We start from the raw sequence: 22,585 nt of genomic DNA, 5'->3' as shown, positions 1-22,585 counted from the left end.
AAACAAACCCAGAAACCCTTTTATTATTTTTCAGCATATAGCTCAACTATCTTAACTATTACCTCTACTGCTTTTTCCATAGCAAAAGTAGGAATATATTCAAATTTACCATGAAAGTTTACTCCACCAGTAAATAAATTAGGTGTTGGAAGTCCCATAAAAGATAATCTTGCTCCATCCGTTCCTCCTCTTATAGGTCTTACTAATGGCTTAACCTCAACTTCTTCCATTGCCTTATATGCTATATCAACAACATATTTTACTTCGTCAATTTTTTCTTTCATATTATAGTACTGATCTTTAACTTCTATTTCAACTAAATTTCTTCCATATTTCTCATTTATAAATTTAGCAGCATCAAGCATTAGCTTCTTCTTATCTTCAAATTTATTCTTAGAGAAATCTCTTATTATATATTGAAGTTTAGTTTCCTCTACACTACCTTGAAAGTCAACTATGTGATAGAAACCTTCATAACCTTCAGTATACTCCGGAGCCTGTTCTTTTGGCATAAGCCTCATAAACTCCTCTGCAACAGAAATAGAATTTATCATCTTATCCTTAGCAGAACCTGGATGAACATTTCTACCATGTACTGTTATTTTAGCGCTAGCAGCATTAAAGTTTTCATATTCAAGCTCACCAAAATCTCCGCCATCTACAGTATAGGCAACATCTGCTCCAAACTTTTTAACATCAAAGTAATCAGCGCCTCTTCCTACTTCCTCATCTGGAGTAAATCCTATGCAAATTTTTCCGTGCTTTATTTCTGGATGCTTTGAAATATAGCTTATAGCTGTAATTATTTCTGCAATACCAGCTTTATCGTCTGCTCCCAAAAGAGTGTTTCCATCTGTTGTTATTAAAGTTTTGCCTTTATATTTCAATATTTCTGGAAAATCCTTTGGAGAAAGAACTATATTCTTATCCTTATTTAGAACAATATCATTGCCATCATAATTTTTAACAAATTGAGGATTAACATTTTCTCCACTCATATCCGGACTAGTATCCATATGTGATATGAATCCCAAAGCTGGTACATTTTTCTCTATATTAGCTGGCAAATATGCCATAACATATCCATTATCATCAATAGATACTCCTGAAAGTCCTATTTCTTTCAATTCTTCTACAAGATTTTTTCCCAGCTTTAATTGTTTATCCGTACTAGGAACAGTGTTTGAATTTTCATCAGATTGAGTATCAAATTTTACGTACTTTAAAAATCTTTCTATTACTTCCTCCATAAAATCACTCTCTTTCTATAATTATTAAATAACCTCTTCTATAATTATATCATTATGTTGCAATAAATCTATTTCATATGGAGAAATTGAATTTGCTTTATCTTTTTCATATATAACTCTGATAACTGGTCTATCTGGAAAACTTTTGTTTTGCTTTACAACATATCCCTCAACCCCATTAGAAAGTCTTACACACGAACCAAGAGGATAAATAAAAAATGTATTTCTAAACTCATCCACAAAATCAGGATCAAACATACTTCCCGAACCCGACAATATTAGTTCATATGCTTCATTAGGCTTAAACCTCAATCTATAAGACCTATTTGCACTTACAGCAGTAAACACATCGCATATACTTATTATTCTACCAAATTGAGATATTTCATTTCCTTTTAATCCTCTAGGATAACCACTTCCATCATATCTTTCATGATGATTAAAAACCCCATCTATAACTTCTTCACTCAACATTCCAATGGAGTTTAATATATCTCTTCCATAGGCAGGATGATTTTTTATAATTGCATACTCTTGATCAGTAAGCTTTTCTTTTTTATTTATGATTTCACTAGGAATTTTAGTTTTCCCAATATCGTGAAGCATAGCTGCAATACTTAAATCTTTTATTCTTGCTGTATTTAATCCCATGGATAATCCTAAAAAAGCTGCCATTATACCTGTATCTAGGCAGTGTATGTAAGTATAGTCGTCATAAAGCTTAACCTCATAAAGATTAGTATTTACAGTTCCCTTATCAACTATATAGTCTACAAGCTCATCAACAGTTTCCATAGCTTCCATAGTATTTTTATATTCACCTGTAAGTATGTTATTAAATATGAGCGGCATTTTCGTAAGTGTTTTTGTTTTCAGTTTTTCTAATTTCTTATCTACTTTTATATCACTTAATTTTTCATCTTCAATATGAACTAAAAAAACATTATTTCTTTTTAAAAAACTTATACTTCCTCTACCAACCTTTGTACCGGCAGTAATCAGAAGCTTACCCTCTTCATTGTATATATCCTTTGCTATTACTTCATCGGCTTTAAGATCTTTAAGAAAAACTATCTTCATTAGTAGGCACTTCCTTCTTAAAATATATTACTAAATTCTTATAAATTTATATCTATCACTACTGACAGTAAAAAAAGGCCTTAAAAAAGCGTCAACATTTTCAATATCAATAAAAACCCTATCCTCGCTGCCCTCATAAACTATTCTTCCATCTTCCTTGCCTACAGGTTCTTTCTTTTCATTTACCACTAAAACATAAGTTGGTATTCCTGATTCATCAGGATTTTTTATTGAAAAATTAATTCCTCTATTTAGTCCAAATATACCCTTCGACCTCTTTATTTCATAGTGAAGTTCTGCAACACCTAAATTACCTAGTTTACACCTTGTACCATAAGAATATTTCTTTGTATATAACGTTTCATAAATTGCAAATACAGTAAAAAAATACTCTTTGTATTCTGGATTTTCTATTATGAATGCAGCCTTCTTATTGTACTCATCTCTAGAAATCTCTCTATAAACTGCTTTACTATCATTTATACCAGAACAATATCCATCAAATTTTAGTCCAACTAAAACCTTCCCTATTCCCTCTGGCCATCTCCATTGAAGATAAAGCTTTTTGTCAAATATATATCCTGTAATTTTTTCAACTTCATTTAGAATCGATATATGCTGTTGTTTTCCTACACAAGCTGAGTTACCTTCTGATACAACAGGAAGTACAAAAATAGTTCCTGCATCTACATTCTTTATTTCACATTCTCCACTTTTCTTTATAAGTGCTCTGTTCTCAAAACTGCTAAGCTTATTCTTGGATATAATCTGTCCCTCTTCAAATTTAAAAGGATTTGTCGAGTAAAATATATAAACTTTTCCCTTATACCCTTTTCGCTTCCAAACAACCTTTATATCCTTTTCCTTAGTAATTGACAGCTTTATATCACTAATCAATTCCGGAGGATTAATAGTTTTTCCAAAACAAGTTATTCCCTTTGTTAATATCTCCTTGCCACTGGAATCTCTATATTTTGTAACTATCAAATATCCATAGTTTTTACCACTTGTAAGTTCCGTGTCTTCAACACCAAACAAAGATACATTTTCAAGCTTTGTTCCATCACCTCTCCTTAACGGTGCAACTCCCTCTTTTCTCCAAACCTCTACAGCTTTGGCCTTAACAGGTGTACTCCAAGAGAGTATTATTTCTGTGCCGCTGTTTTCTACTTCAATATTATCAACTTCAGACACAGGCATAATAGGTCCTATATATGAAAATGCTTTTGAATGAATGCTTGCCCTGTAAGAAAATACTGCATAATAGTAAGTCTGTCCAGCTTCTACACTAAAGTCTGTAATTTCATTTTCCTCAGTTTGTCCTATCAATTTTCCATCATCAATAGAATTAGGTTCACTTCTTAATTTTCTTAGAACTCTATATTTTACATTATCCGCCTCTCTGCTATCCCATTTTAAAACCACACTATCATTTAGTACTTCATATCTTAAATTGTAGGGAGGTTTAGGTGGATATTTTGAAAGCCATGTCAAAGCATCTGTGCAATCACTGCAAATGTTTAGAGCCTTAGTGCATAATTCTATACTTACACTCTCATTAGTTATATCATTAGCTTGTTGCATAAGCTTTTCAGCCTCAGCTATCTTAATACTTATTATTTTTTCATAGGTATCTATAAATGCTGAGGTGTTCAATTTTTTTAATGATATAATTTCCTTCATTCCACTATAATAAGCTTTTTTTTCAACAAATTCAAGAATTTTATTTTGCCTATCAACAATTATATTTATTTTATTCTGTATTTTTTTAAGCATCTCATCTATGTTACTATTGTCCTGCCATAACTCCTTTGCTTTTTTCAATAAAAAGTACGCTTCTTCTGTATTATCACACTGAAGCTTGTTTTCAGCATCTCTTACTAAAGCAGCTGCCACACTCATATCCTCTACATGAAATCCACAATTAGTACATACACTATGTGCTGCACTAATTACTCTATGGCACTTAGGACACGTAATCTTTAAAGGGAATCCACATTTATAACAAAACCTAGAAATTTTGTGGTTTAGACATCCACATATACTGCACCTTTCCATTGTTTCTACAGATAGTTGCTTAGGTATTTCAATTGAAACCTTTCTTTTAATACAAAAATCTTTGACATATTCCTTTGCTTCTTCTGTACCCATTCCATTTTCTACAAGCAACCTTACCATACAGTCAAATTCTTCATAAGCTATATATCCTTTTGATAAGGATACCTCTATTACTTCCGCTAAACTTTCTGTATTAACTTTTTTTAATGCTTCATCATATTTTCTCTTATTTTCTTCATCTTTAAAAACATCATCGCACATTCCCTGAAGTATTGAGCTTGCTGTTATAAAAGCATTTTTAGATGAAGATTTTTTTATTTCCTCATACTTTCTTTTAGATGCAAGTCTCAAAATAGCTAAACCAGATGACATGGGAACTCCAAGAAAATCATACAAGGATTTCTTGTCTACAATTTCAAGATTTGATTGAATTTTATTTATTCTAGTGGTATCTAAAACATTTTCGTCATTATTTTTCCCTTTTTTACTTTTTTCGTATATTTTTACTGGAACTTTAATCCTACTATTTATTTCAGCTTCATTAAACTCCATAAACTTTTTCTTAAGCGTCTCTTTTTCAATATCAAAAATATATCCCTTTGAGCATAGAAGCTTTATAGCCTCATCTAAAATATTATATTTAATTTTTTCCTTTTGTCTTTTTTCTTTTATTGCACGCTTCCATTCTTCATTTCTTGAGTACTCACTTTTAAGCATTACATTTTCTATCTCTTTTATCATTCCTAAATATAACTTTGCCTTAACCGCCTTTGTAGGATGGTTTCTAAGCTTTGACCACTCGCTTCTTTTTTTGTTTATGGCATTTTTTATTACTTCTTCATCCTGCTCCTTAGGCTCTATTGGTAGTTCCAAAAGAGTATAAAAATTCTCTCTTTTTTGCATTTCATTCACCTCATACTAATAGGAAGATTTTATGTACGTTTATTAGCATTTTAGCAGCGGTAACCAATTTTATCTCCGCTGCTAAATATGATTTTTATCTAAGTTTTATGGAATTACTTTTTTGAAATATCTTTATGCTCCCATCTGATCTCGATATAACCTTTGCAATTCTTGAAAATGACTGTTTTAAATTGGATACTTCCGTAAAAATAGAGTTTTCCTCACAGGTTGCTATTTTATCTAGAAAATCTTTTTTTGCATTTCCAAATCCAATAGCTGCAATTTCTATTTCATATTCTTTGCATTTATTAACCTCTGCCATAATATCTTTCTTTCCATACCATTGACCATCAGTTAATACTACAACAAAACAATCTCCATATGCATCCTTTAGGATATTATAAGCTTCACTAAAAGGCTCGGACATAGTTGAAGTTCCCACATCTGCCTTTTTCAAACCATCTATGGCTCTAAATATTTCTTCTCTATCTTCTGTTAGATTAATCAAAGTTTTCACTTTATCTGCAAAGCCTATTAACGCTAGGGAAAAACTACCTTCATCAATTGAATCCACAAAGGTTTTTGAAGCCTCTATTGCCTCTTCAAGAGGTTTCCCTCTCATACTCCCCGATAAATCTATTGCTATAACTATATTTTTATGAACAGCCTCCTCTTTTTCGTTAAGTTCCTCTTCAAATATAAAATCCTCCGACAATTTTTCTATCTTTAAAGGAAGTTTTTTAGCTGTCTCCCTTTGTGTTGCAAAAACATCCACAACTCCATTTTTATTATAAGAATACTCTATATCTATAATTGAAGGTTTTCTTCCTACATATTCTATATCATAAAAAACATATTTTCCAAGAATAGTGCAATCTGATATTTCTTCACTTTCACCTTGGAGCATATATACTTCAAGAACATTGTTTCTATTCCTACCGGTTCTAATCTCATAAGGTCTTTTTTCTGTACATGGTATTTTTTTATTTTTCTCTATTATTATACTGTTTATATATCTTTCACCTGTACTATTTAATGCTATCATACCAAGACTGTGACTCATTACATCCTCTGTTTTTTTATAGCCACCAAGTGTAAAAAGTGCTTTTTCTTCTCTTCTCAAGGTAGGGGTATTAGTTGCATTCTCCATAGATGCCTTTATTGCCGCACCTATTGAAACCGCTTCATCAACATTTATTCCAACAATAGGCTCTTTTTTACTCACTTCTTTTATAAAATCAAGTACCATAGGCATTCTTGTAGATCCACCTACCGGAAGCACTCCGTCTATATCCTCCCAAGTGAGCCCTGCACTTTTTATAACATCGTCACTTAAGCTTTTTGTTCTCTGAAGCAAATCACCTGTAAGGCCTAAAAATATTTCCTTCGTTATGGTGAACTTTTCACTTAAATCGCAATAATAAATACTAATATCAGTGCTTTCTCTTTTAGAGAGATGCTTCTTCACATTTTCACATTTTACAAGAATATCATTATAGTACTCAATATCATCCATTGGATTTACGCCAAACTTTTCAAAGAACTTTTCTCCAATATACATGGCTATTCTATCATCCCAGTCCTTACCCCCAAGCTCATGATCACCATCAGTGCTTAGTACCTTGATAAGTTCCTCTCCTATATGAACTAAAGTGACATCAAAGGTTCCCCCACCAAGATCGTATACAAGTATATTTTTATTTTCTCCTGAAGCTTTCATTCCATACGCCATTGCCGCAGCTGTAGGCTCATTTAATATACTCAAGACATTAAATTCAGCTCTTTTACCTGCGTTTATTGTTGATTGCCTTTGTATATTATTAAAGTAAGCTGGAACGGTTATAACTGCATCCTTAACCTCTGCCTTAAGAAAATCTTCTGCATCCTTCTTTAATTTCTTAAGCACTATTACTGATAAATCCTCTGCATTGTAGTACTTGTTTTGAAATTCAAGAACAAAGTTTTCATCTCCCATATTTCTTTTAAAAAAGCAGGCTATGTTATTATCTCCCATTGCCTGCATTTCTTTTGCATCATCGCCTACAATAATTTCTTCTCCACTAAAATATATAACTGATGGTGTTAACGTATTTCCTTCTTTGTTCTTTAAAACCTTAGGAGCTCCATTTTCATCAATAATAGAAACTACAGAAAATGTAGTTCCTAAATCTATACCTAAACTATATTTCATCTATACATCAATCCTTACGATACTTCAATATTTTTATTTCTCTCTTTAGCTTCTTCAAGGTCTTTTCCTTTAATTACTGAACTTGTTTCTATGGATGTACTTATTTCTCTTTTTTCCACAGCTTCAATAGCTTTAATTTCAAGCCTTCCTTCTTCATTAAGCTTAAAAGTTATATCAACTGGAGAATTTTTAGGAAGATTTTCTGGAAGTACTAATTCAGCCTCTCCTATTTCATTTCCATAAGCTATATCTACAATTTTATCTGAAAGCTCATCCTCAACTATTTTTATCATTACATTTTCTTGATTTTCTTCTCTAGTCCCAAATCTTTCTGTAAATTCATATGGAACCTCAGAGTTTTTAATTATTAGATTATAAACAACTTCTTTTTCTTCATTATTATACGTTACAACTCCAAAACTTTTACTCACAACATTGACTACCTTAACATTTGAAGCTTTAACTGCTGATAGAGTATAACCTGTATCATCTGCTACCCTCTTTGCTGCTGCCTCAACCACATTTTCATCTATACTCTTTTCATCTATACTCTTTTTTATATCCTCAATATCTTTTCCTGTCTCCTCCGATATTCTTCTTACCAGCTCATCATTTACAGACAGCTTCCAGCCATATAGTGCTGCACCTTTTGAAACAGCTTCATCTGGATCAAATACCTTAGGCTCTATATTATATTTATTCTTTATTATCTCTTCAACTTGAGGCATGCGAGATGAGCCTCCTACAAGAAGTATCTCATCAAAGCTTGTATAATTTTTCTTTGCAGCTTCTTTAAGCATATCATCCATAAGATTTACTGTTCTCTGAAGTAAATCATAAGTTAACTCATTAAATTTTTGCCTAGTTATTTCTATTTTTGCCCTTTCTCCCTCGTAATTAATTGATATAGGTGCCTTTTCTCTTTGTGATAAAGTCTTCTTCACTCTTTCTGCTAAAAGTTGAAGCTCTTGACAGGTTTCAGGATCTTCTAGTATATCCTTATCATTTCCTGTTATCTCCTTGTACTGCTCTGCCATGTATGCTATAAGAGCATCATCCCAATCCTTTCCTCCTAGATTGTGATCTCCTCCAGTGCATATAACCTTTATAGAATCCTTTTTCACATCAATCATTGTTACGTCGAAAGTTCCGCCTCCAAGGTCATATACCAAAACTACCTTATCTTTATCATAATCAACACCATAAGCAACAGCCGCTGCTGTAGGTTCATTTATTATCGCCTTTACATTTAACCCTGCTATCTCTCCTGCAAGCTTTGTAGCCTCTCTCTCATTTATTCCGAAATATGCTGGACATGTTATTACTACATCATTTATTTTTTGTCCTAAATTATTTTCCGCATCACTTATAAGTTTCCTAAGTATAAAGCTAGAAATTTCCTCAGCATGATAGTTCTTTCCTCCATGCTCAAAATAGAAATTTTCGTCTCCCATTGATCTTTTTACAAATGATACTACATCTTCTGGATACATTTTAGAGTTTTCTTTTGCAACATCTCCAACTATAACGTTGTCACCATCAAAAAACACTACTGATGGAGTTATTCTTTCATTCTCAGCGTTGGGAACAACCACTGGTCTTCCATATTCATCAACATAAGATATACATGAATAGGTAGTGCCCAAATCTATTCCAAAAATTTCATTCATTGCTATTCCTCCTGCTCCTTACTTACATTACTGTTATAAACATATACCTCTACAAGTTCATGGCGTATAACCTTGCCATCCCAAATGTATCCTTTTTTTATGCTCTTTGAAACAGTTCTATCCTTATTCTTATCATCAGTCTCAACTGTTTTAACTACCTTCTGCTTCTTAGGATCAAATTCAGGAAAACTAAATGTGAAATCCTCTACACCCTGTCTATACAGCATGTCCTCTAAATCTTCTGATAAACCGCCTACTATTTGAAGTACTTTTTCTTTTGTAAACTCAGTGCCATCTTTGTCCTTAAGTGCTTCACATGTCTTATTGTTATTATCGATGGTATAAATTATATCTGTAATAAGTGGCTTGATCATTTTCCCTATTATGTCATTTCTATAACTCTGAAGTTCCTCATGAAGATTATCTATTATCTCGTCCTTGTGCTTGTCGTATTTTACCTTGCTTTCAAATTCTTCTGTCAATTTTTCAACACCTAATGCAAATTCTTCTGTCTTCTCTTCAATCTTTTTAACTAGTTCCTCTAATACTGGATTTTCTAAAGTTTCCTTTTCCAAAATACATACCTCGCTTAAACGTTATAGATTTGAATTTTCAAAATTATATTTTTATTATAACTTTTATTTTATATTTTGTTAATACAATTTCATTTTACAGAAATGTGGTAAACCATAACATTAATTCATTTTAAGTTACCTAATAGCTATTGGTGCAGATAATATTAAATTAATATAAATAAAAACAGCTGTCACGTTAACATATTTTTATGCTAATGCCACAGCTATCTTACAAATTCAATATGATATTCAAGACTGCTTTATTAATCTACATAACCAAAATCATATCCAGCTTCATTTTCATTCACTTAAATCCCCATAAACCTAACAACTAGTATTGCCACAATAATTGACGTCATATCTGCCATAATTGCTGCCCATAAAGTATGTCTTATATTTTTTATTTTTATAGCTCCATAATAAACTGTTATTGTGTAAAATATAGTTTCTGTAGAACCCATTATTATTGATGCTATTATTCCTATATATGTATCAGCTCCATATTTTTTAAGTATTTCTGCAAAAACTCCAAGAGCACCACTCCCTGAAAGCGGCTTGACTATTATAAGCGGAACAAGCTCTGATGGGAAACCTATAATCTTAAATACAGGCTTTAAAATATTTATTAAATACTGCATTGCACCAGATTCTCTAAAGATAGCAACAGAAAGAAGCATTGCAAGAATATACGGAAATATATTAACACATATTCTAATTCCATCCTTAGCTCCTTCTACAAAACATTCATAAACCTTTACTTTCTTTATCATTCCATATAAAACTATAGAAAATATTATAATTGGTATTAATGCACTTGAAATATAATTCACAAGCTCACCTCCTAAAAATGTCTTTGAAGAATCTTACAATAAATTAATCCCATTATAGCTACTGTAACTGAAGTTACTATTGTTGGAATTACTATAATAGCTGGGTTTGAAGACCCACAGGCTGCCCTAATAGATATTATTGTAGTAGGTAAAAGCTGTATACAAGCTGCGTTTATAACAAGAAATTTTGCCATATCGTTAGTTGCTGTACTTTTTTTTTTATTTATTTTCTGCATTTCCTCCATAGTTTTTATTCCAAATGGAGTTGCAGCATTTCCTAGTCCAAGCATATTTGAAGTTATGTTCATAATCATTGGTCCCATTACATTGTTGTTTTTACTTATATCCTTAAATACTATCTTCAATATAGGTCTTAAAACTATGGACAACTTGTCTGTAAGTCCACTTTTCTCTGCAATTCTCATTACTCCACACCAAAGGCACATTATCCCCAAAAGCGAAATCATTAATTTTACTGAGCTCTCGGTGGAATTTATTATGGATGACGAAAGCGTACTTCCATTTCCAGATAAAACGCCAACAATGGTACCTACAAATATAAATATAAACCATATATAATTTATCAATTTTCTCCTCCATATAATTACTTTATAGTTTATTGAAACCTAATACTTACATAGCACATGACTAAGTTTCACTATAATATATATGAAGTAACCTTAATTATTATTTCTGCCACATTAATCATAGAACGGAAAATGTGTTTTGAAATTCAGACAAAAATAAAACAGGGTGTTTTAACCACTCTGTTTTACACAATCTCTTCTAACTGCTTCAAGTTTCTAATGCTCTTGATTCTTCTATTAAATAACTTATTATAAGCATATATTCTACTTTTTCTACTTAAAACAAAGCTTTTAATTCCTAGCTTTACTGCACCTTCACAATTTCTAATGTTATCATCAATAAATACAGCTTCCTCTGGCAATACCCTAAGTTCTGAAAGAGCAGTTTTATACATCATTTCATTTGGCTTTGTTACTCCCTTTACTGAGGATATTACAAAAGAAGAAAAATACTTTCTAAGTCCTGCCTTTTTAAAAACACCTTCAAGTGATGGCCATGCATCTGATATTACAGCCAATTTATATTTCTTACTTAATTTAGGTATTTCATAAATAGCATCTTTATAAAAATCATACTTTCTGTAGTTATAAACCAAATCTTCTGTAATCTCTTCAATATCATTGTTTTTTAACTTAAGCTGATAAAGCTCTTTTGATAAGATTTTATAATATTCTAGGAAGCATTTGTACTCCTCCTCTTCTGTAGTAATTAGTTTTTGTTCTTTTATATACTTATTTGCCTTATCAAAGGCTGATTTTCTTTTTATAAGAGGTATTGTATTGAATCTCTCCCAATCCACATAATAAAAAAACTTAGGCGGTATAAACCATTCACCTGTAGCCGGTTTATTCAACACTTTTCCAGAATCCATTAAAATAGCTTTAATCATGTTTTCCCCCATTTAAATTCTTGAAATAAAGTCCACACCTTTTGCGACAAATACAATTGCAAAACTTGCAGGAATTAAAATAAAAATAGCTGCAAAGGTACCAGCAACTTTACTTCCTACCATTGCTAGAACACAATTCTTAAAATCTTCCTCACTGCATTTTTTCTCCATTACCTCCTCTGTCATAATAGACATCTGTGGATCAATAAAAATGGTCATAAGTATTTGCGCTATACCATTCACAACAGAAGATAAGGTTACACAAGTGGCTCTTAAATTAGGAACTATTTTAAAAGCATATATAGGAGCTAAAGCTCCAACTGTAAGTGCTGCAACGGATATAAAGTTGTATACTATTATCCTTCTTGGAAGTTTTCTATAATTAAATTTCTCAACGCTTTTTCTAGATGGCAGCACCACGCACTGTTTCATTGAATAAATCCCCCTTCTCGTCATACTATGTACTACAAGTCTTGGGATTGATTTTTCTAAAGAAAAAAACATAACCCCTTTTGAAAACATTCTTTGAAAGGTTGGTATTAATACTGCTCCCAAAATCGATGCTGCACCGGAAACTAAGATTATACTATTAAAAATAACTATTAAATTACTTGAGTAAAGATTTTTCTCAGCATAGTTAGTTAGAAGGGGTTCTTGGAAGGTAACCGCAGTTCTTGATACTAGCGTCAATATATTGAATACAGTAAAAGAAATAGCTATCTTACCTGTTTTTACTCCAACTAATCTGGTAGAATATGCTAGAGTTCCTATAAATGTAATTATAAAATTAAATATTAAAATCAATAAAATTTGTATATTCAAAACGTCACCTTCTTCTAGAAGTTAAATTCTAATCAAGTGTATCTAAAACTCACCTAATTTTAGACTATCTATAGATGGACTCTTTATTCCCACGGCTTTATTTTTAACAAGCCACCAAGTAAAATAATCTATATTCATATATCCTTTTTTTAACTTTCCATTTTCTACGTAGATATAAGGCTTCATCTGTAGATCTACTTTTCCTACATCATCTAAGCTTACATATCTACCCTTTACTTTGCTGTTAAACTTAAGTTTATCATGTATCTTTTTCAATAAATTAATTTCTCCTTCTGTAAATTCATCTGTTATAATTGTCATAAACTCAATATATTTATCGCCCTCAATATTACTATTTTTGTATATATAAACTCCATAGATTTTATCCTGAAAATATATTTTAAGCTGAAATTCATATTCACACAGTTTTGACTTAATATCATATATAACTTTTCTCAAATTCATAAATTCGCACCAGATGTTCTGTTAATTACATCTTGGTTTTCCCACACCTCCAACCCAAAACTTATCTATAAATATAATTCACATAAAATATAATCTCAATAGTTCTATAAAATCTAAACATAATCTTGAATAATATGGTATATTGTATATAATATTAGAATATAATCTTGAATAATAATCAAGTTTAAGGAGGCTTAAAATGAAAGATAGCAACCTTGAAATAAAAATACTAAAAAATAAAATCTATGATGAAACCTCTAGCATCTTCATTCATAACTTAAAGAAATTAATACAACTTGAAGGAACCCAAAAAAAACTTGCATCAAAAATAGGAGTATCCGAAGATTTATTATCTAAATATAAATCTGGTGATGCCTTCCCTGCTATAGAAACAATTCTATATATTTGCAAACTATATAATATAACAATAGATGAATTTTTAAATATACCGTTAACTTCTTCTTATTTTGAAGATATGCTTTACGATGACACCGGATTTGAGGATATTTTTAAACAGGATTACTTTTGCTATTTTTTTGTTACAAACTCAGGAAAAAAGTCTGGAATTCACGAATCAAACTTAAGAATAACTAAAAAGAATTGCATTTTTAGAATATATATTAAAGGTGAGGTCATAAAAGAATTTAAAGGAACCTATAAAATTTCAGATAATCTTGTATTCTTTAATCTTTATAGTAGAGAATACGGCTATGCTTATATAACTATGATTAAACCAAGCTTGAATAAGAGCAAATACATAGGGGGGATTGCTATGTTATCTCTTCCATCCGATGCAAATAGCAAACCTTGCTGTCAAAAAATAATAATAAGCAGCTCAAAAATCAATAGAGAACTGAGCTTTGATATTTTAAATAATTTCTTATGCTTTAAGTCAGAAAGAGGCAGCTTTGGAAATATAAAAATTTCAAGATATGAAGATGAGAAGGTTTATGATTTTATAACTAATTTAAACGAAGAAACAAAATTATAATTTCACGCATACTTATACTTAAATTTGCTGTATACACTCTTCACCGTGTCCTTAGAGAAAAAGCCTTTATATGCATCAATAGAAACGCAATTTAAAAGCTTTTAATCTCTTCGGCTTTACTAGAGCTTATATATCTCTAAGGTAACTATTATCTATTGTTTTCAAATAATTGATTTAAAATAGGTATGACATTTATAACTGGTTCTTCATAAGGATGAACCTTTCTTATAATCTTTAAAGCATTTTCTACATATTCACGTTTACATTTCATTTCTATCTTACATTCTTCGCTATGACAAACCTTTCCTATCTCTCCCTCAACAGGCTCTGATCCTTCAAGTGGCCTCCAATACCCTTCTACAATATTAGTAGCCATGCAGTGATCATAATTGCCTATCTTTCCAACATTAGCTTCACTAAGCTTATCACCTAGCTTTTCAACATATTCTTTAGGAATAAAGATTTCAATTTTAAATTGATTTATTTGCATTATAATCAACTCCTGTCAGTATCTTTTTAATCATTTTATAACATTAATTTTTGCATGTAAACAATTAAGAATAATATATGCAATTTTGTGTCAAAATATTATAAAAAACGTTGGTGGCGATATTATGAAAACACATAAACTATTATCCATAGTCCTAGCAAGTGTTCTTTTAACCTCTTCCTTTACTGGATGCACTTTTGCTAGCAATAAAAAAAAGATAACACCGGATACTGCAAATGCTCAAAATGCTTCTACTAGTGTTGAATCTCCTATTACAAAAGCTTCAAAGAAGGTTCTTCCCTCAGTTGTTGGAGTTACTACAACCTATATTGAGAGAGATAATACAAAAAAAGAAGGTGTAGGCTCTGGAATGATAATCGACAGCAGTGGCTACATTCTAACAAATAATCACGTAGCCGGAATGACTAGCAAAGATTTAAAAGTTTCACTTTACGATGGAAGTTCTATTGGAGCAAAACCATTATGGGCTAATGAAAGCTTAGATTTATCTATTATAAAAATAGATAAAAACAATCTTCAAGCCGTAACCCTTGGTGATTCCTCTAAAGTTGATATAGGAGAAACTGCAATAGCCATAGGTAATCCACTTGGATTAAACTTTCAAAGAACTGTTACCTCTGGAATAGTAAGTGCAGTTAATAGAACTGTTGAAGCAGGCGAAGGAGTTTTCATGGAAGATTTAATTCAAACAGACGCTTCTATAAATCCCGGCAACAGCGGTGGACCTTTAATAGATGCAAATGGAAATGTCATAGGTGTAAACTCGGCGAAAATAACTAGTGCTGAAGGTATAGGCTTTGCTGTACCTATAAACATAGTTAAACCTGTACTTAAAAGTTTAAAGACAACTGGTCAATTTAAAACTCCTGTAATTGGAATTATAGGACTTGATAAATCTATGAATGGCTACCTTAATTTAAATTTTGAAAAAGGAATCTATGTTTATAATATATCTCCTAATAGCGGAGCTGCTGCTGCTGGAATAAATAAAGGCGATATCATTCTTTCTGTAAATGGAAAAAATATTAACACAATGAACGAATTAAGAGAGTCTATATATACCATTGGTGCCAATAACACTGTAAGCTTAAAGCTTAAAACCGCTTCTGGCGAAAAAACAGTTAATGTAAAAATACAAAGCTCAACTTAAAAAAGCTGCACTCTATTGTGCAGCCTTTTTAAGGTTCTAATTTTCTTAATAATTCTATATCCAGGTCTTTACTATAATCAACCCCATCTAGATCAAAACCGTTTAAGTTCATGAATTCTTTTTTGTATCCCTTATAATCAGATAATTCCTTAAAATTTTCAGGAGTAATATTACTCCATATTCTATCAACTTCGTCTTGAACGTCTTTTCTAAGCTCTAAATCGTCCATCCTTAATCTTCCCTTGTCATCAAATTGTATTTTTTCATTTGAATATATTTTTTCAGAAAACATTCTCTCAATTTGCATAATACAATTTTCATGAATATTTTTTTCTTTCATGACCTTATATAAAATAGCTGCATAAAGAGGAAAAGTTGGAATATATGCACTTGCTTTTGTAACTAATGCTTTATTCACAGACACAAAGGCTCTACCACCTATAACTCTGTTAAGTTTTTCATTTATAAGCTTAGCCTTATCTTCAAGATCCTTTTTAGCTATTCCTATAGTACCTTCTCTATATATCTTGTAGGTTCTTGGGGATCCTATATACGAGTATGCTATGGTAGTTGCTTTATCCGAAAAACAATCTTCATAAAGCAGCTCTTCACACCACTCTTGCCAATCCTCTCCACCCATTACCTTTCTAGTTTCTTCAATTTCTTCAATGCTAGCACTACTAACCTTTTTTAAAGTAATCTCGTCTCTTTCAACATCAATAGTCGGTCCCTCAAAATCTCCTAAAATTGTTTTTATTCTTGAAGTATAAACATTTCCAGTTTTATAGTCCTTTCTCCTAGGCGCAGCTAAACTATAAACAAATAAATCTATTTTACCAAATTCATCCTTTATATACTTAATAACTTTATCTTTGGTTTCATTAGAAAAGGCATCCTCAATGAAGTTTTTTGCAACTAATCCTTTTTTTTTAGCAAATTCTTTAAAAAATATGTTATTATACCATCCCGCTGTTCCTATTCTTCTATCTGTAGCTCCTGTTTCATAGGATACTCCAATTGTGTGAGCTTCTGGACCTCCAAATGCAACTGAAATTCTAGTAGCAAGACCAAACCCAGATGAGGCTCCAACAATTAAAACCTTCTTTGGTCCCCTAAACCCAATAGCCTTCTTACAATAATCTATTTGATTTAGTACTTCCCTTCTGCAACCATAAGGATGTACATCTCTGATAAATCCTTTTACAAACTTTGCTTTTACTATCATTTCCTCACTCCACTCAATATATGTTCTTTACAAAAATTGTACCAAGTGGAGTATAGTACACAGTCAAGTATTTTTTTCATTTATTATCCTATTTAAAACGGGACATTGAAGATCATTTATCTCCTCCTCAAATTTCAACAGCTGATTCTTTTTATAGTTTAATCTTTCGCACTCTTTTTCTATTTGCTGCACCTTATTCATAATCGTACTGCTTAGATCTATGTCTTCAATGCTGCTAGTTGATACCTCTGATAAAAAATTACTTATTTCATGCAAAGTAAATCCATAATTTTTTGCCTTTATTATAATCTTCAATCTGTATATATACATTTCAGAATATTTCTTATACCTATTGTTAAATCTCTCTGGCTTAGGAATCAGCCTTATTTTTTCATAATATCGAATTGTTTCAATACTTAAATTTACAATTTTACTTAACTCACCTATTTTATAATATCTCATACTTCATAATCCTTTTGAAAATTTATTTATTCCAAAAGATCTTTTTGTAAATGAACCTCAACTTTTTCTATTCTCTTTTCTTTGACTTCTTTTATTTCAAATGTGATGCCTTTATACTTAATACTCTGCTGTTCATTATCTTCTGGAATATGTCCTATAAGCTTGATAAGTAATCCACCTAATGTGTCATAATCATCAGTCTCTTCATCTAAATCTAAGTCCAATTGTTCATTTAGTTCTCTTATAGGTATAATACCCTTAATTATAAATGTGGACTCATCAATTTTTTTTATGTAGTTATCATCTTCATCGTATTCATCACTGATGTTTCCCATTACTTCCTCAATTAAGTCCTCTATTGTAACTATACCAGAAAATCCACCATACTCGTCTATAAGCACAGCCATATGCTTTTTAGCAGCTTGAAGTTCCTTAAATAACTCATTTATATTCTTTCTTTCAGGTACAAAATAAGGGGAATGTATTATATTTTTTATATTTACATTCTCAAATCCAACCTTACGAGCTTCTACTATAAAATCCTTTATATATAAAATTCCTATTATATTATCACTATCGCCCTCAAATACAGGTACACGTGAATACTTAATTTCTAAAAGTTCATCAACATATTTATTTAAAGGTGTATCTATATTAATTAAATACACTTCTGTTCTAGGCGTCATTACCTCTTCTGCTATTCTATCATCAAACTCAAAAATACTATCAATCATTTCTTTTTCGGATTCATTGATTACACCATATTCTTGACCTGCTTCAACTATGGATTTAATTTCCTCTATAGATACTTTTTCTTCTAATTTGTTCATGTTCATTCCTGTAATTCGTAGTAAAACATTTGTAGACGCCGAAAGCAGTTTTACGAACGGTACAGTAATTTTAGATACATATAGTATAGGTCTCGCCGCTAGCATAGCAATTTTCTCTGACTTTTGAAGAGCTATTCTTTTCGGAAACAATTCTCCAAAAACAAGCGTAAAATAAGATAAAACAATTGTTACTACTATTAGTGCTACTTGACTTGAGTATGGAATGTTTATCTTCTTTAGATAACCTCCAAACATGTCTGAAAGTCCTGTAGCTGCAAAGGCGCTTGAAAAGAAGCTTGCCAAGGTAATTCCTACCTGAACAGTTGATAAAAATTTAGTTGGTTCTTTAATTAATTTTTCTAAAATCTGAGCATTTCTATTTCCTTCCTCTGAAAGAATCTTCATTCTTGTTTTATTAAGAGATACTATTGACATCTCTGCTGCAGAAAAGAATGCATTTACTAAAGTAAGTACTGCTATTAAAACAAATTGTAAAATCATGTTATCTGGATCAGGGTCTGCTTCCATTTAATTATTTCCTCCTAAAATGAAATTTGCTTAATTTTATCATATTTATATTTATATATCAAATTAGCTCACATTAATCAAGCATATTATGAAAAACCAATTTTATGATATACTGGAATTAATACATACAACTAAATAACTCTTTAGTGTTCAATCGTAAAATATGGTCTACTTATTTTTCCTAATTAATTTATGGAAGGTGTTTTTATGTCTCTAAAAATAGCACTAATAAGTCAAAACGAAAATTTATTAAATTTATTTCCTAAGCTAGCCTTAGAAAAAAACTTTATACCAATTACAAAAACAGCTTCACTTACACGTGCCAGTAAAATAGCCTTTGGGCTTCAAGATGAAGTCGATGCTATTATAAGTAGAGGGGCCACCAGCGACTACATAAAGAAATCAGTGAGTATACCTTCTATCTCCATTAAGGTTACTCGCTTCGATACTATGCGCGCAGTTTACAACGCCAAAAGGTTTGGAAATGAGCTAGCTCTAATAGCCTACAAACATAGCATTGTTGATAAGCACGAAATTGAAGCCATGCTTGGAGTAAAAATAAAAGAGTTTCTATTTTCATCTGAGGATGAAATTACTACTTTAATTTCTAAGGTAAAAACAGAAAATATAAAAATCGTCGTAAGCGGAAAAACCGTTACTGATGAAGCTATAAAGCAAGGACTTTACGGCGAAACTATAAATTCTGGTGAGGAATCTCTAAGGCGAGCAATTGAAGAAGCATTGAATTTGATAGAAGTTAGAAATATAGAGCTTAGACGCTCGGCACGTTTTAAAGCAATACTTGATGCTATTGGAGAAGGAATAATAGTAACAGATCAATTCAAGAAAATAATTACCTACAATAACTCTATAAATAAAATATTTACAAAAACGGGTAGTAAGCTACTTGGCAAGTCCATTCAATCTGTTATTCCTAATTATAAAGTAGATAGTATATTAAAAAACGTAGAGCCTGAAACCAAAATCATTAAAAACTTCAATGGATTAATTATTGCTGCCAAGCAATTTCCTGTTAAACTTGAGGACAAGATTATAGGTGTTGTAAATACCTTTGAGGATGTAACCAAAATACAAACCTTAGAAAAAATAATAAGAAAAAAAATACACGAGAAAGGTTTTGTAGCTAAATATAACTTTGATGATATTTTAACGCAAGATAAAAACATGATAGAGCTGAAAAAACTCGCTCTTTTGTATTCAAAAACAGATTCATCAATATTAATTCAAGGTGAATCCGGCAGTGGAAAGGAACTTTTTGCTCAAAGCATACACAATAGCAGTCCTAGAAAGAATGGTCCCTTTGTCGCAATAAATTGTGCTGCCCTCCCTGAGCATTTACTTGAAAGTGAACTTTTTGGTTATGAAGGCGGCTCTTTCACTGGTGCGAAAAAAGAAGGTAAACAAGGTCTATTTGAACTCGCTCATAATGGAACCATTTTTCTTGATGAAATAGGCGAACTTTCAAAGCCTCTTCAGGCTCAGCTTTTAAGAGTTCTTGAAGAAAAGGAAATTATGCACATAGGCGGAGATAAAATCATTCCTGTAGATATAAGAATAATAAGCTCTACAAATAGAAATCTACTTAATTCTATAGAAAATGGTACTTTTAGAGAAGATCTTTATTATAGACTTAATGTATTCAATCTTACCCTGCCACCATTAAGGGAACGCGGAAAAGATATAGAAATCTTAGCAGAACATTTTTTAGAAAACACTCATAATTTTTCTTCAAATCGTTCTAAAATATTAAATCAAATCACTCCTTTCTTAATGGCATATAATTGGCCTGGAAACACAAGGGAACTCAGTAATGTGATGGAGAGAATATCCCTCTTCATTGAAAATAGTATGACCATAAACTGGTCGCAAGTTTTATATAAAGTTGTACACAAGGAGAAAATTGAAGATACTCTAACCTTAAAGGTTCCATATAATCTAACTATGAAGGAGATAATAGAACTTACAGAAAAAAGGGTTATACATAGTTTACTCGAAAGATATGATAACGATCATAATAGAGTTGCAGAAATCTTAAATATAGGCAGAACTACTTTATGGAGAAAAAAATAGTTTCATTTTTTAGAATCATGTTTCATTATTGAAACATGATTCTAAAATTTTACTGGTGAAATCCTTATCTTTTATTTGGCACAATTTTTGCTGTACATAAATGTATAAACAAGTTCGATTATTAAGTTATACACCTATAATTTAGTTTTAGCTTGATTTACCTTTACATACTTTACATGGAGGCTTTAATATGATTTTAGTAAACAAAAATACCTTTACTTCACTGCATCACAGAGATTTTAAATGCTTTATTATCGGACAATCTATTTCCTTAATGGGAACATGGCTTCAGAGAACTGCCGAAGTTTGGCTTTTATACACCTTAACCAAATCCCCTTTGCTTTTAGGTTCTCTTAGTGTATTTCAGTTTGGACCCACTTTAATTTTCTCAGTTTTTTCTGGCGCCATTGTTGATAGATTTCCAAAAAAGAAATTACTCTACTTAACTCAAACTGTTGGAATGCTCCAAGCCTTGGCATTATTTATATTGGTTTATACTAACCACATAACTGCTATACTAATTTTTATTTTAGCAACAATTGGGGGACTTTCTACAACTCTAGATATGCCAACTAGACAATCATATTTCATGGAGCTTGTTGGAAAAAAGGATCTTCCAAATGCCGTATCCTTAAATTCTTCAATTTTTAATCTAGCCAAAATAATAGGTCCTTCTATAGCAGGTATTATAATGGGCAAATTTGGTATGAGTGTTTGCTTTTTTATTAATTTTTTAAGCTATGCCGCAGTGCTAACAGGTTTGTTTTTCATAAAACAAAAAAGCTACGCTGCAAACATCTCTAGCGACAATATCTTTAAAGAAATAAAAGAAGGACTTAAATATATCTATGAAAATAAAATTCTTTTAAAAGCACTAATTTTTATGGCTATTATTTGTACCTTTGCCATGAACGTTGATGTAATTGTTCCTGTATTTTCAAAAACAGTCCTCCACAAGGGATCACATGGATATACATTTTTGCTATCTTCTATGGGGGTAGGCTCACTCTTTGGTACAATGAAAATGGCGGGTTTAAGAAGAAAAAATTTAAATTTCAAGCTTTTAAAAATTGTCGGCTTCTCAAGTGCTATTTTTCAGATAGTGGCTGCATTTTCGGGAAATCTATATTTTACAGCAGTATTAGTACTTGGATCTGGTTTCTCTAACCTCTGTTTCTTAAATGGAAGTAACTCAATACTTCAGCTGAATACTTCAGATAAATATCGCGGAAGGGTAATGAGTATATATACCCTACTAAATGCAGGCACTACCCCAATAGGAAATCTATTTGTAGGTGCCGCAATGAATAATTTAGGAGGACCATATGGTTTTCTTTTAGCAGGAATTGTAACTGCTTTTCTAACCACAGTATTTTCTATAGCTTACAGAAACAATGCTGCTAATACAGTCACTCAATAACAAATAGAAGATAATTTCTAGAACCCGCAGCAAAATCAATTGAACTTTTAATTCAT

The 22,585-nt window shown here is 31.4% G+C and carries 19 protein-coding genes; 4 read left to right on the top strand and 15 right to left on the bottom strand.

Features of this window, described 5'->3' with window-relative positions; all coding sequences use genetic code 11:
• Positions 1 to 23: 23 nt before the first annotated feature.
• From pepT to CA_RS02580, 11 genes are all read right to left on the bottom strand, one after another.
• Positions 24 to 1,250 (bottom strand): peptidase T, encoded by a 1,227-nt coding sequence (gene pepT, locus CA_RS02630; protein WP_010963798.1) that lies wholly within the window; start codon positions 1,248 to 1,250, stop codon positions 24 to 26.
• A 24-nt stretch (positions 1,251 to 1,274) separates the two neighbouring features.
• Positions 1,275 to 2,330 carry an HD-GYP domain-containing protein gene (locus CA_RS02625; RefSeq protein WP_010963797.1) on the bottom strand — a complete coding sequence of 352 codons (1,056 nt, stop codon included), beginning with the start codon at positions 2,328 to 2,330 and terminating at the stop codon, positions 1,275 to 1,277.
• A gap of 30 nt (positions 2,331 to 2,360) precedes the next feature.
• Positions 2,361 to 5,291 carry a zinc ribbon domain-containing protein gene (locus tag CA_RS02620; RefSeq protein WP_010963796.1) on the bottom strand — a complete coding sequence of 977 codons (2,931 nt, stop codon included), beginning with the start codon at positions 5,289 to 5,291 and terminating at the stop codon, positions 2,361 to 2,363.
• A 94-nt stretch (positions 5,292 to 5,385) separates the two neighbouring features.
• Positions 5,386 to 7,482, bottom strand: a complete 2,097-nt coding sequence (locus tag CA_RS02615; protein ID WP_010963795.1) for an Hsp70 family protein — start codon at positions 7,480 to 7,482, stop codon at positions 5,386 to 5,388.
• Between the two features lie 14 nt (positions 7,483 to 7,496).
• Positions 7,497 to 9,152: an Hsp70 family protein gene (locus CA_RS02610; protein ID WP_010963794.1), complete on the bottom strand. Its 1,656-nt coding sequence runs from the start codon at positions 9,150 to 9,152 to the stop codon at positions 7,497 to 7,499.
• Positions 9,153 to 9,154: 2 nt separating this feature from the next.
• Positions 9,155 to 9,727: a nucleotide exchange factor GrpE gene (grpE, locus tag CA_RS02605; protein ID WP_010963793.1), complete on the bottom strand. Its 573-nt coding sequence runs from the start codon at positions 9,725 to 9,727 to the stop codon at positions 9,155 to 9,157.
• A 308-nt stretch (positions 9,728 to 10,035) separates the two neighbouring features.
• A complete protein-coding gene (locus CA_RS02600; protein WP_010963792.1) occupies positions 10,036 to 10,557 on the bottom strand; it encodes a spore maturation protein in 522 nt (173 codons plus the stop codon).
• An 11-nt stretch (positions 10,558 to 10,568) separates the two neighbouring features.
• Complete coding sequence (locus tag CA_RS02595) at positions 10,569 to 11,144, bottom strand: nucleoside recognition domain-containing protein (RefSeq protein WP_010963791.1); 576 nt, start codon at positions 11,142 to 11,144, stop codon at positions 10,569 to 10,571.
• Positions 11,145 to 11,329: 185 nt separating this feature from the next.
• On the bottom strand, positions 11,330 to 12,034 hold the full coding sequence (locus tag CA_RS02590; protein WP_010963790.1) for an HAD family hydrolase: 705 nt from the start codon (positions 12,032 to 12,034) through the stop codon (positions 11,330 to 11,332).
• Between the two features lie 12 nt (positions 12,035 to 12,046).
• Positions 12,047 to 12,856: a lipid II flippase Amj family protein gene (locus CA_RS02585; protein ID WP_010963789.1), complete on the bottom strand. Its 810-nt coding sequence runs from the start codon at positions 12,854 to 12,856 to the stop codon at positions 12,047 to 12,049.
• A 42-nt stretch (positions 12,857 to 12,898) separates the two neighbouring features.
• Positions 12,899 to 13,321 carry a hypothetical protein gene (locus tag CA_RS02580; protein ID WP_010963788.1) on the bottom strand — a complete coding sequence of 141 codons (423 nt, stop codon included), beginning with the start codon at positions 13,319 to 13,321 and terminating at the stop codon, positions 12,899 to 12,901.
• 199 nt (positions 13,322 to 13,520) lie between these two features.
• Here CA_RS02580 and CA_RS02575 point away from each other — a divergent pair, with 199 nt between their 5' ends.
• Positions 13,521 to 14,312 (top strand): helix-turn-helix domain-containing protein, encoded by a 792-nt coding sequence (locus CA_RS02575; RefSeq protein ID WP_010963787.1) that lies wholly within the window; start codon positions 13,521 to 13,523, stop codon positions 14,310 to 14,312.
• A gap of 148 nt (positions 14,313 to 14,460) precedes the next feature.
• Here the strand turns inward: CA_RS02575 and cutA are convergent, their stop codons facing one another.
• On the bottom strand, positions 14,461 to 14,802 hold the full coding sequence (gene cutA / locus CA_RS02570; protein ID WP_010963786.1) for a Nif3-like dinuclear metal center hexameric protein: 342 nt from the start codon (positions 14,800 to 14,802) through the stop codon (positions 14,461 to 14,463).
• 124 nt (positions 14,803 to 14,926) lie between these two features.
• On the opposite strand from cutA, the gene CA_RS02565 reads away from it, so the two are divergent.
• Positions 14,927 to 15,973: a S1C family serine protease gene (locus CA_RS02565; protein ID WP_010963785.1), complete on the top strand. Its 1,047-nt coding sequence runs from the start codon at positions 14,927 to 14,929 to the stop codon at positions 15,971 to 15,973.
• Positions 15,974 to 16,001: 28 nt separating this feature from the next.
• On the opposite strand, the gene fabV is transcribed toward CA_RS02565, so the two are convergent.
• From fabV to CA_RS02550, 3 genes are all read right to left on the bottom strand, one after another.
• Positions 16,002 to 17,198 carry an enoyl-ACP reductase FabV gene (gene fabV, locus CA_RS02560; protein WP_010963784.1) on the bottom strand — a complete coding sequence of 399 codons (1,197 nt, stop codon included), beginning with the start codon at positions 17,196 to 17,198 and terminating at the stop codon, positions 16,002 to 16,004.
• Between the two features lie 63 nt (positions 17,199 to 17,261).
• On the bottom strand, positions 17,262 to 17,660 hold the full coding sequence (locus tag CA_RS02555; RefSeq protein WP_010963783.1) for a heavy metal-responsive transcriptional regulator: 399 nt from the start codon (positions 17,658 to 17,660) through the stop codon (positions 17,262 to 17,264).
• Positions 17,661 to 17,686: 26 nt separating this feature from the next.
• Positions 17,687 to 19,018, bottom strand: coding sequence for a hemolysin family protein (locus CA_RS02550; protein WP_010963782.1), 1,332 nt, complete (start codon positions 19,016 to 19,018; stop codon positions 17,687 to 17,689).
• Between the two features lie 207 nt (positions 19,019 to 19,225).
• Between CA_RS02550 and CA_RS02545 the strand changes: the two genes are divergently transcribed.
• Together CA_RS02545 and CA_RS02540 are read left to right on the top strand one after the other, a co-directional pair.
• Positions 19,226 to 21,109, top strand: coding sequence for a sigma-54 interaction domain-containing protein (locus tag CA_RS02545; RefSeq protein WP_010963781.1), 1,884 nt, complete (start codon positions 19,226 to 19,228; stop codon positions 21,107 to 21,109).
• 190 nt (positions 21,110 to 21,299) lie between these two features.
• Positions 21,300 to 22,529, top strand: coding sequence for an MFS transporter (locus CA_RS02540; protein WP_010963780.1), 1,230 nt, complete (start codon positions 21,300 to 21,302; stop codon positions 22,527 to 22,529).
• The last annotated feature ends 56 nt before the right edge of the window (positions 22,530 to 22,585 follow it).

It is taken from the genome of Clostridium acetobutylicum ATCC 824 (assembly GCF_000008765.1).
In the GTDB taxonomy this organism is placed as follows: Bacteria; Bacillota; Clostridia; order Clostridiales; family Clostridiaceae; genus Clostridium_S; species Clostridium_S acetobutylicum.
Note: the sequence above shows the minus strand (reverse complement) of the source record. Positions and strands in the feature narration are given on the sequence as shown.

Coding starts and splice junctions, on each gene's coding strand:
- pepT (WP_010963798.1), bottom strand. CDS start 1,250: ATGGAGGAAGTAATAGAAAGATTTTTAAAGTACGTAAAATTTGATACT.
- CA_RS02625 (WP_010963797.1), bottom strand. CDS start 2,330: ATGAAGATAGTTTTTCTTAAAGATCTTAAAGCCGATGAAGTAATAGCA.
- CA_RS02620 (WP_010963796.1), bottom strand. CDS start 5,291: ATGCAAAAAAGAGAGAATTTTTATACTCTTTTGGAACTACCAATAGAG.
- CA_RS02615 (WP_010963795.1), bottom strand. CDS start 7,482: ATGAAATATAGTTTAGGTATAGATTTAGGAACTACATTTTCTGTAGTT.
- CA_RS02610 (WP_010963794.1), bottom strand. CDS start 9,152: ATGAATGAAATTTTTGGAATAGATTTGGGCACTACCTATTCATGTATA.
- CA_RS02590 (WP_010963790.1), bottom strand. CDS start 12,034: ATGATTAAAGCTATTTTAATGGATTCTGGAAAAGTGTTGAATAAACCG.
- CA_RS02580 (WP_010963788.1), bottom strand. CDS start 13,321: ATGAATTTGAGAAAAGTTATATATGATATTAAGTCAAAACTGTGTGAA.
- CA_RS02575 (WP_010963787.1), top strand. CDS start 13,521: ATGAAAGATAGCAACCTTGAAATAAAAATACTAAAAAATAAAATCTAT.
- cutA (WP_010963786.1), bottom strand. CDS start 14,802: ATGCAAATAAATCAATTTAAAATTGAAATCTTTATTCCTAAAGAATAT.
- CA_RS02565 (WP_010963785.1), top strand. CDS start 14,927: ATGAAAACACATAAACTATTATCCATAGTCCTAGCAAGTGTTCTTTTA.
- fabV (WP_010963784.1), bottom strand. CDS start 17,198: ATGATAGTAAAAGCAAAGTTTGTAAAAGGATTTATCAGAGATGTACAT.
- CA_RS02555 (WP_010963783.1), bottom strand. CDS start 17,660: ATGAGATATTATAAAATAGGTGAGTTAAGTAAAATTGTAAATTTAAGT.
- CA_RS02550 (WP_010963782.1), bottom strand. CDS start 19,018: ATGGAAGCAGACCCTGATCCAGATAACATGATTTTACAATTTGTTTTA.
- CA_RS02545 (WP_010963781.1), top strand. CDS start 19,226: ATGTCTCTAAAAATAGCACTAATAAGTCAAAACGAAAATTTATTAAAT.
- CA_RS02540 (WP_010963780.1), top strand. CDS start 21,300: ATGATTTTAGTAAACAAAAATACCTTTACTTCACTGCATCACAGAGAT.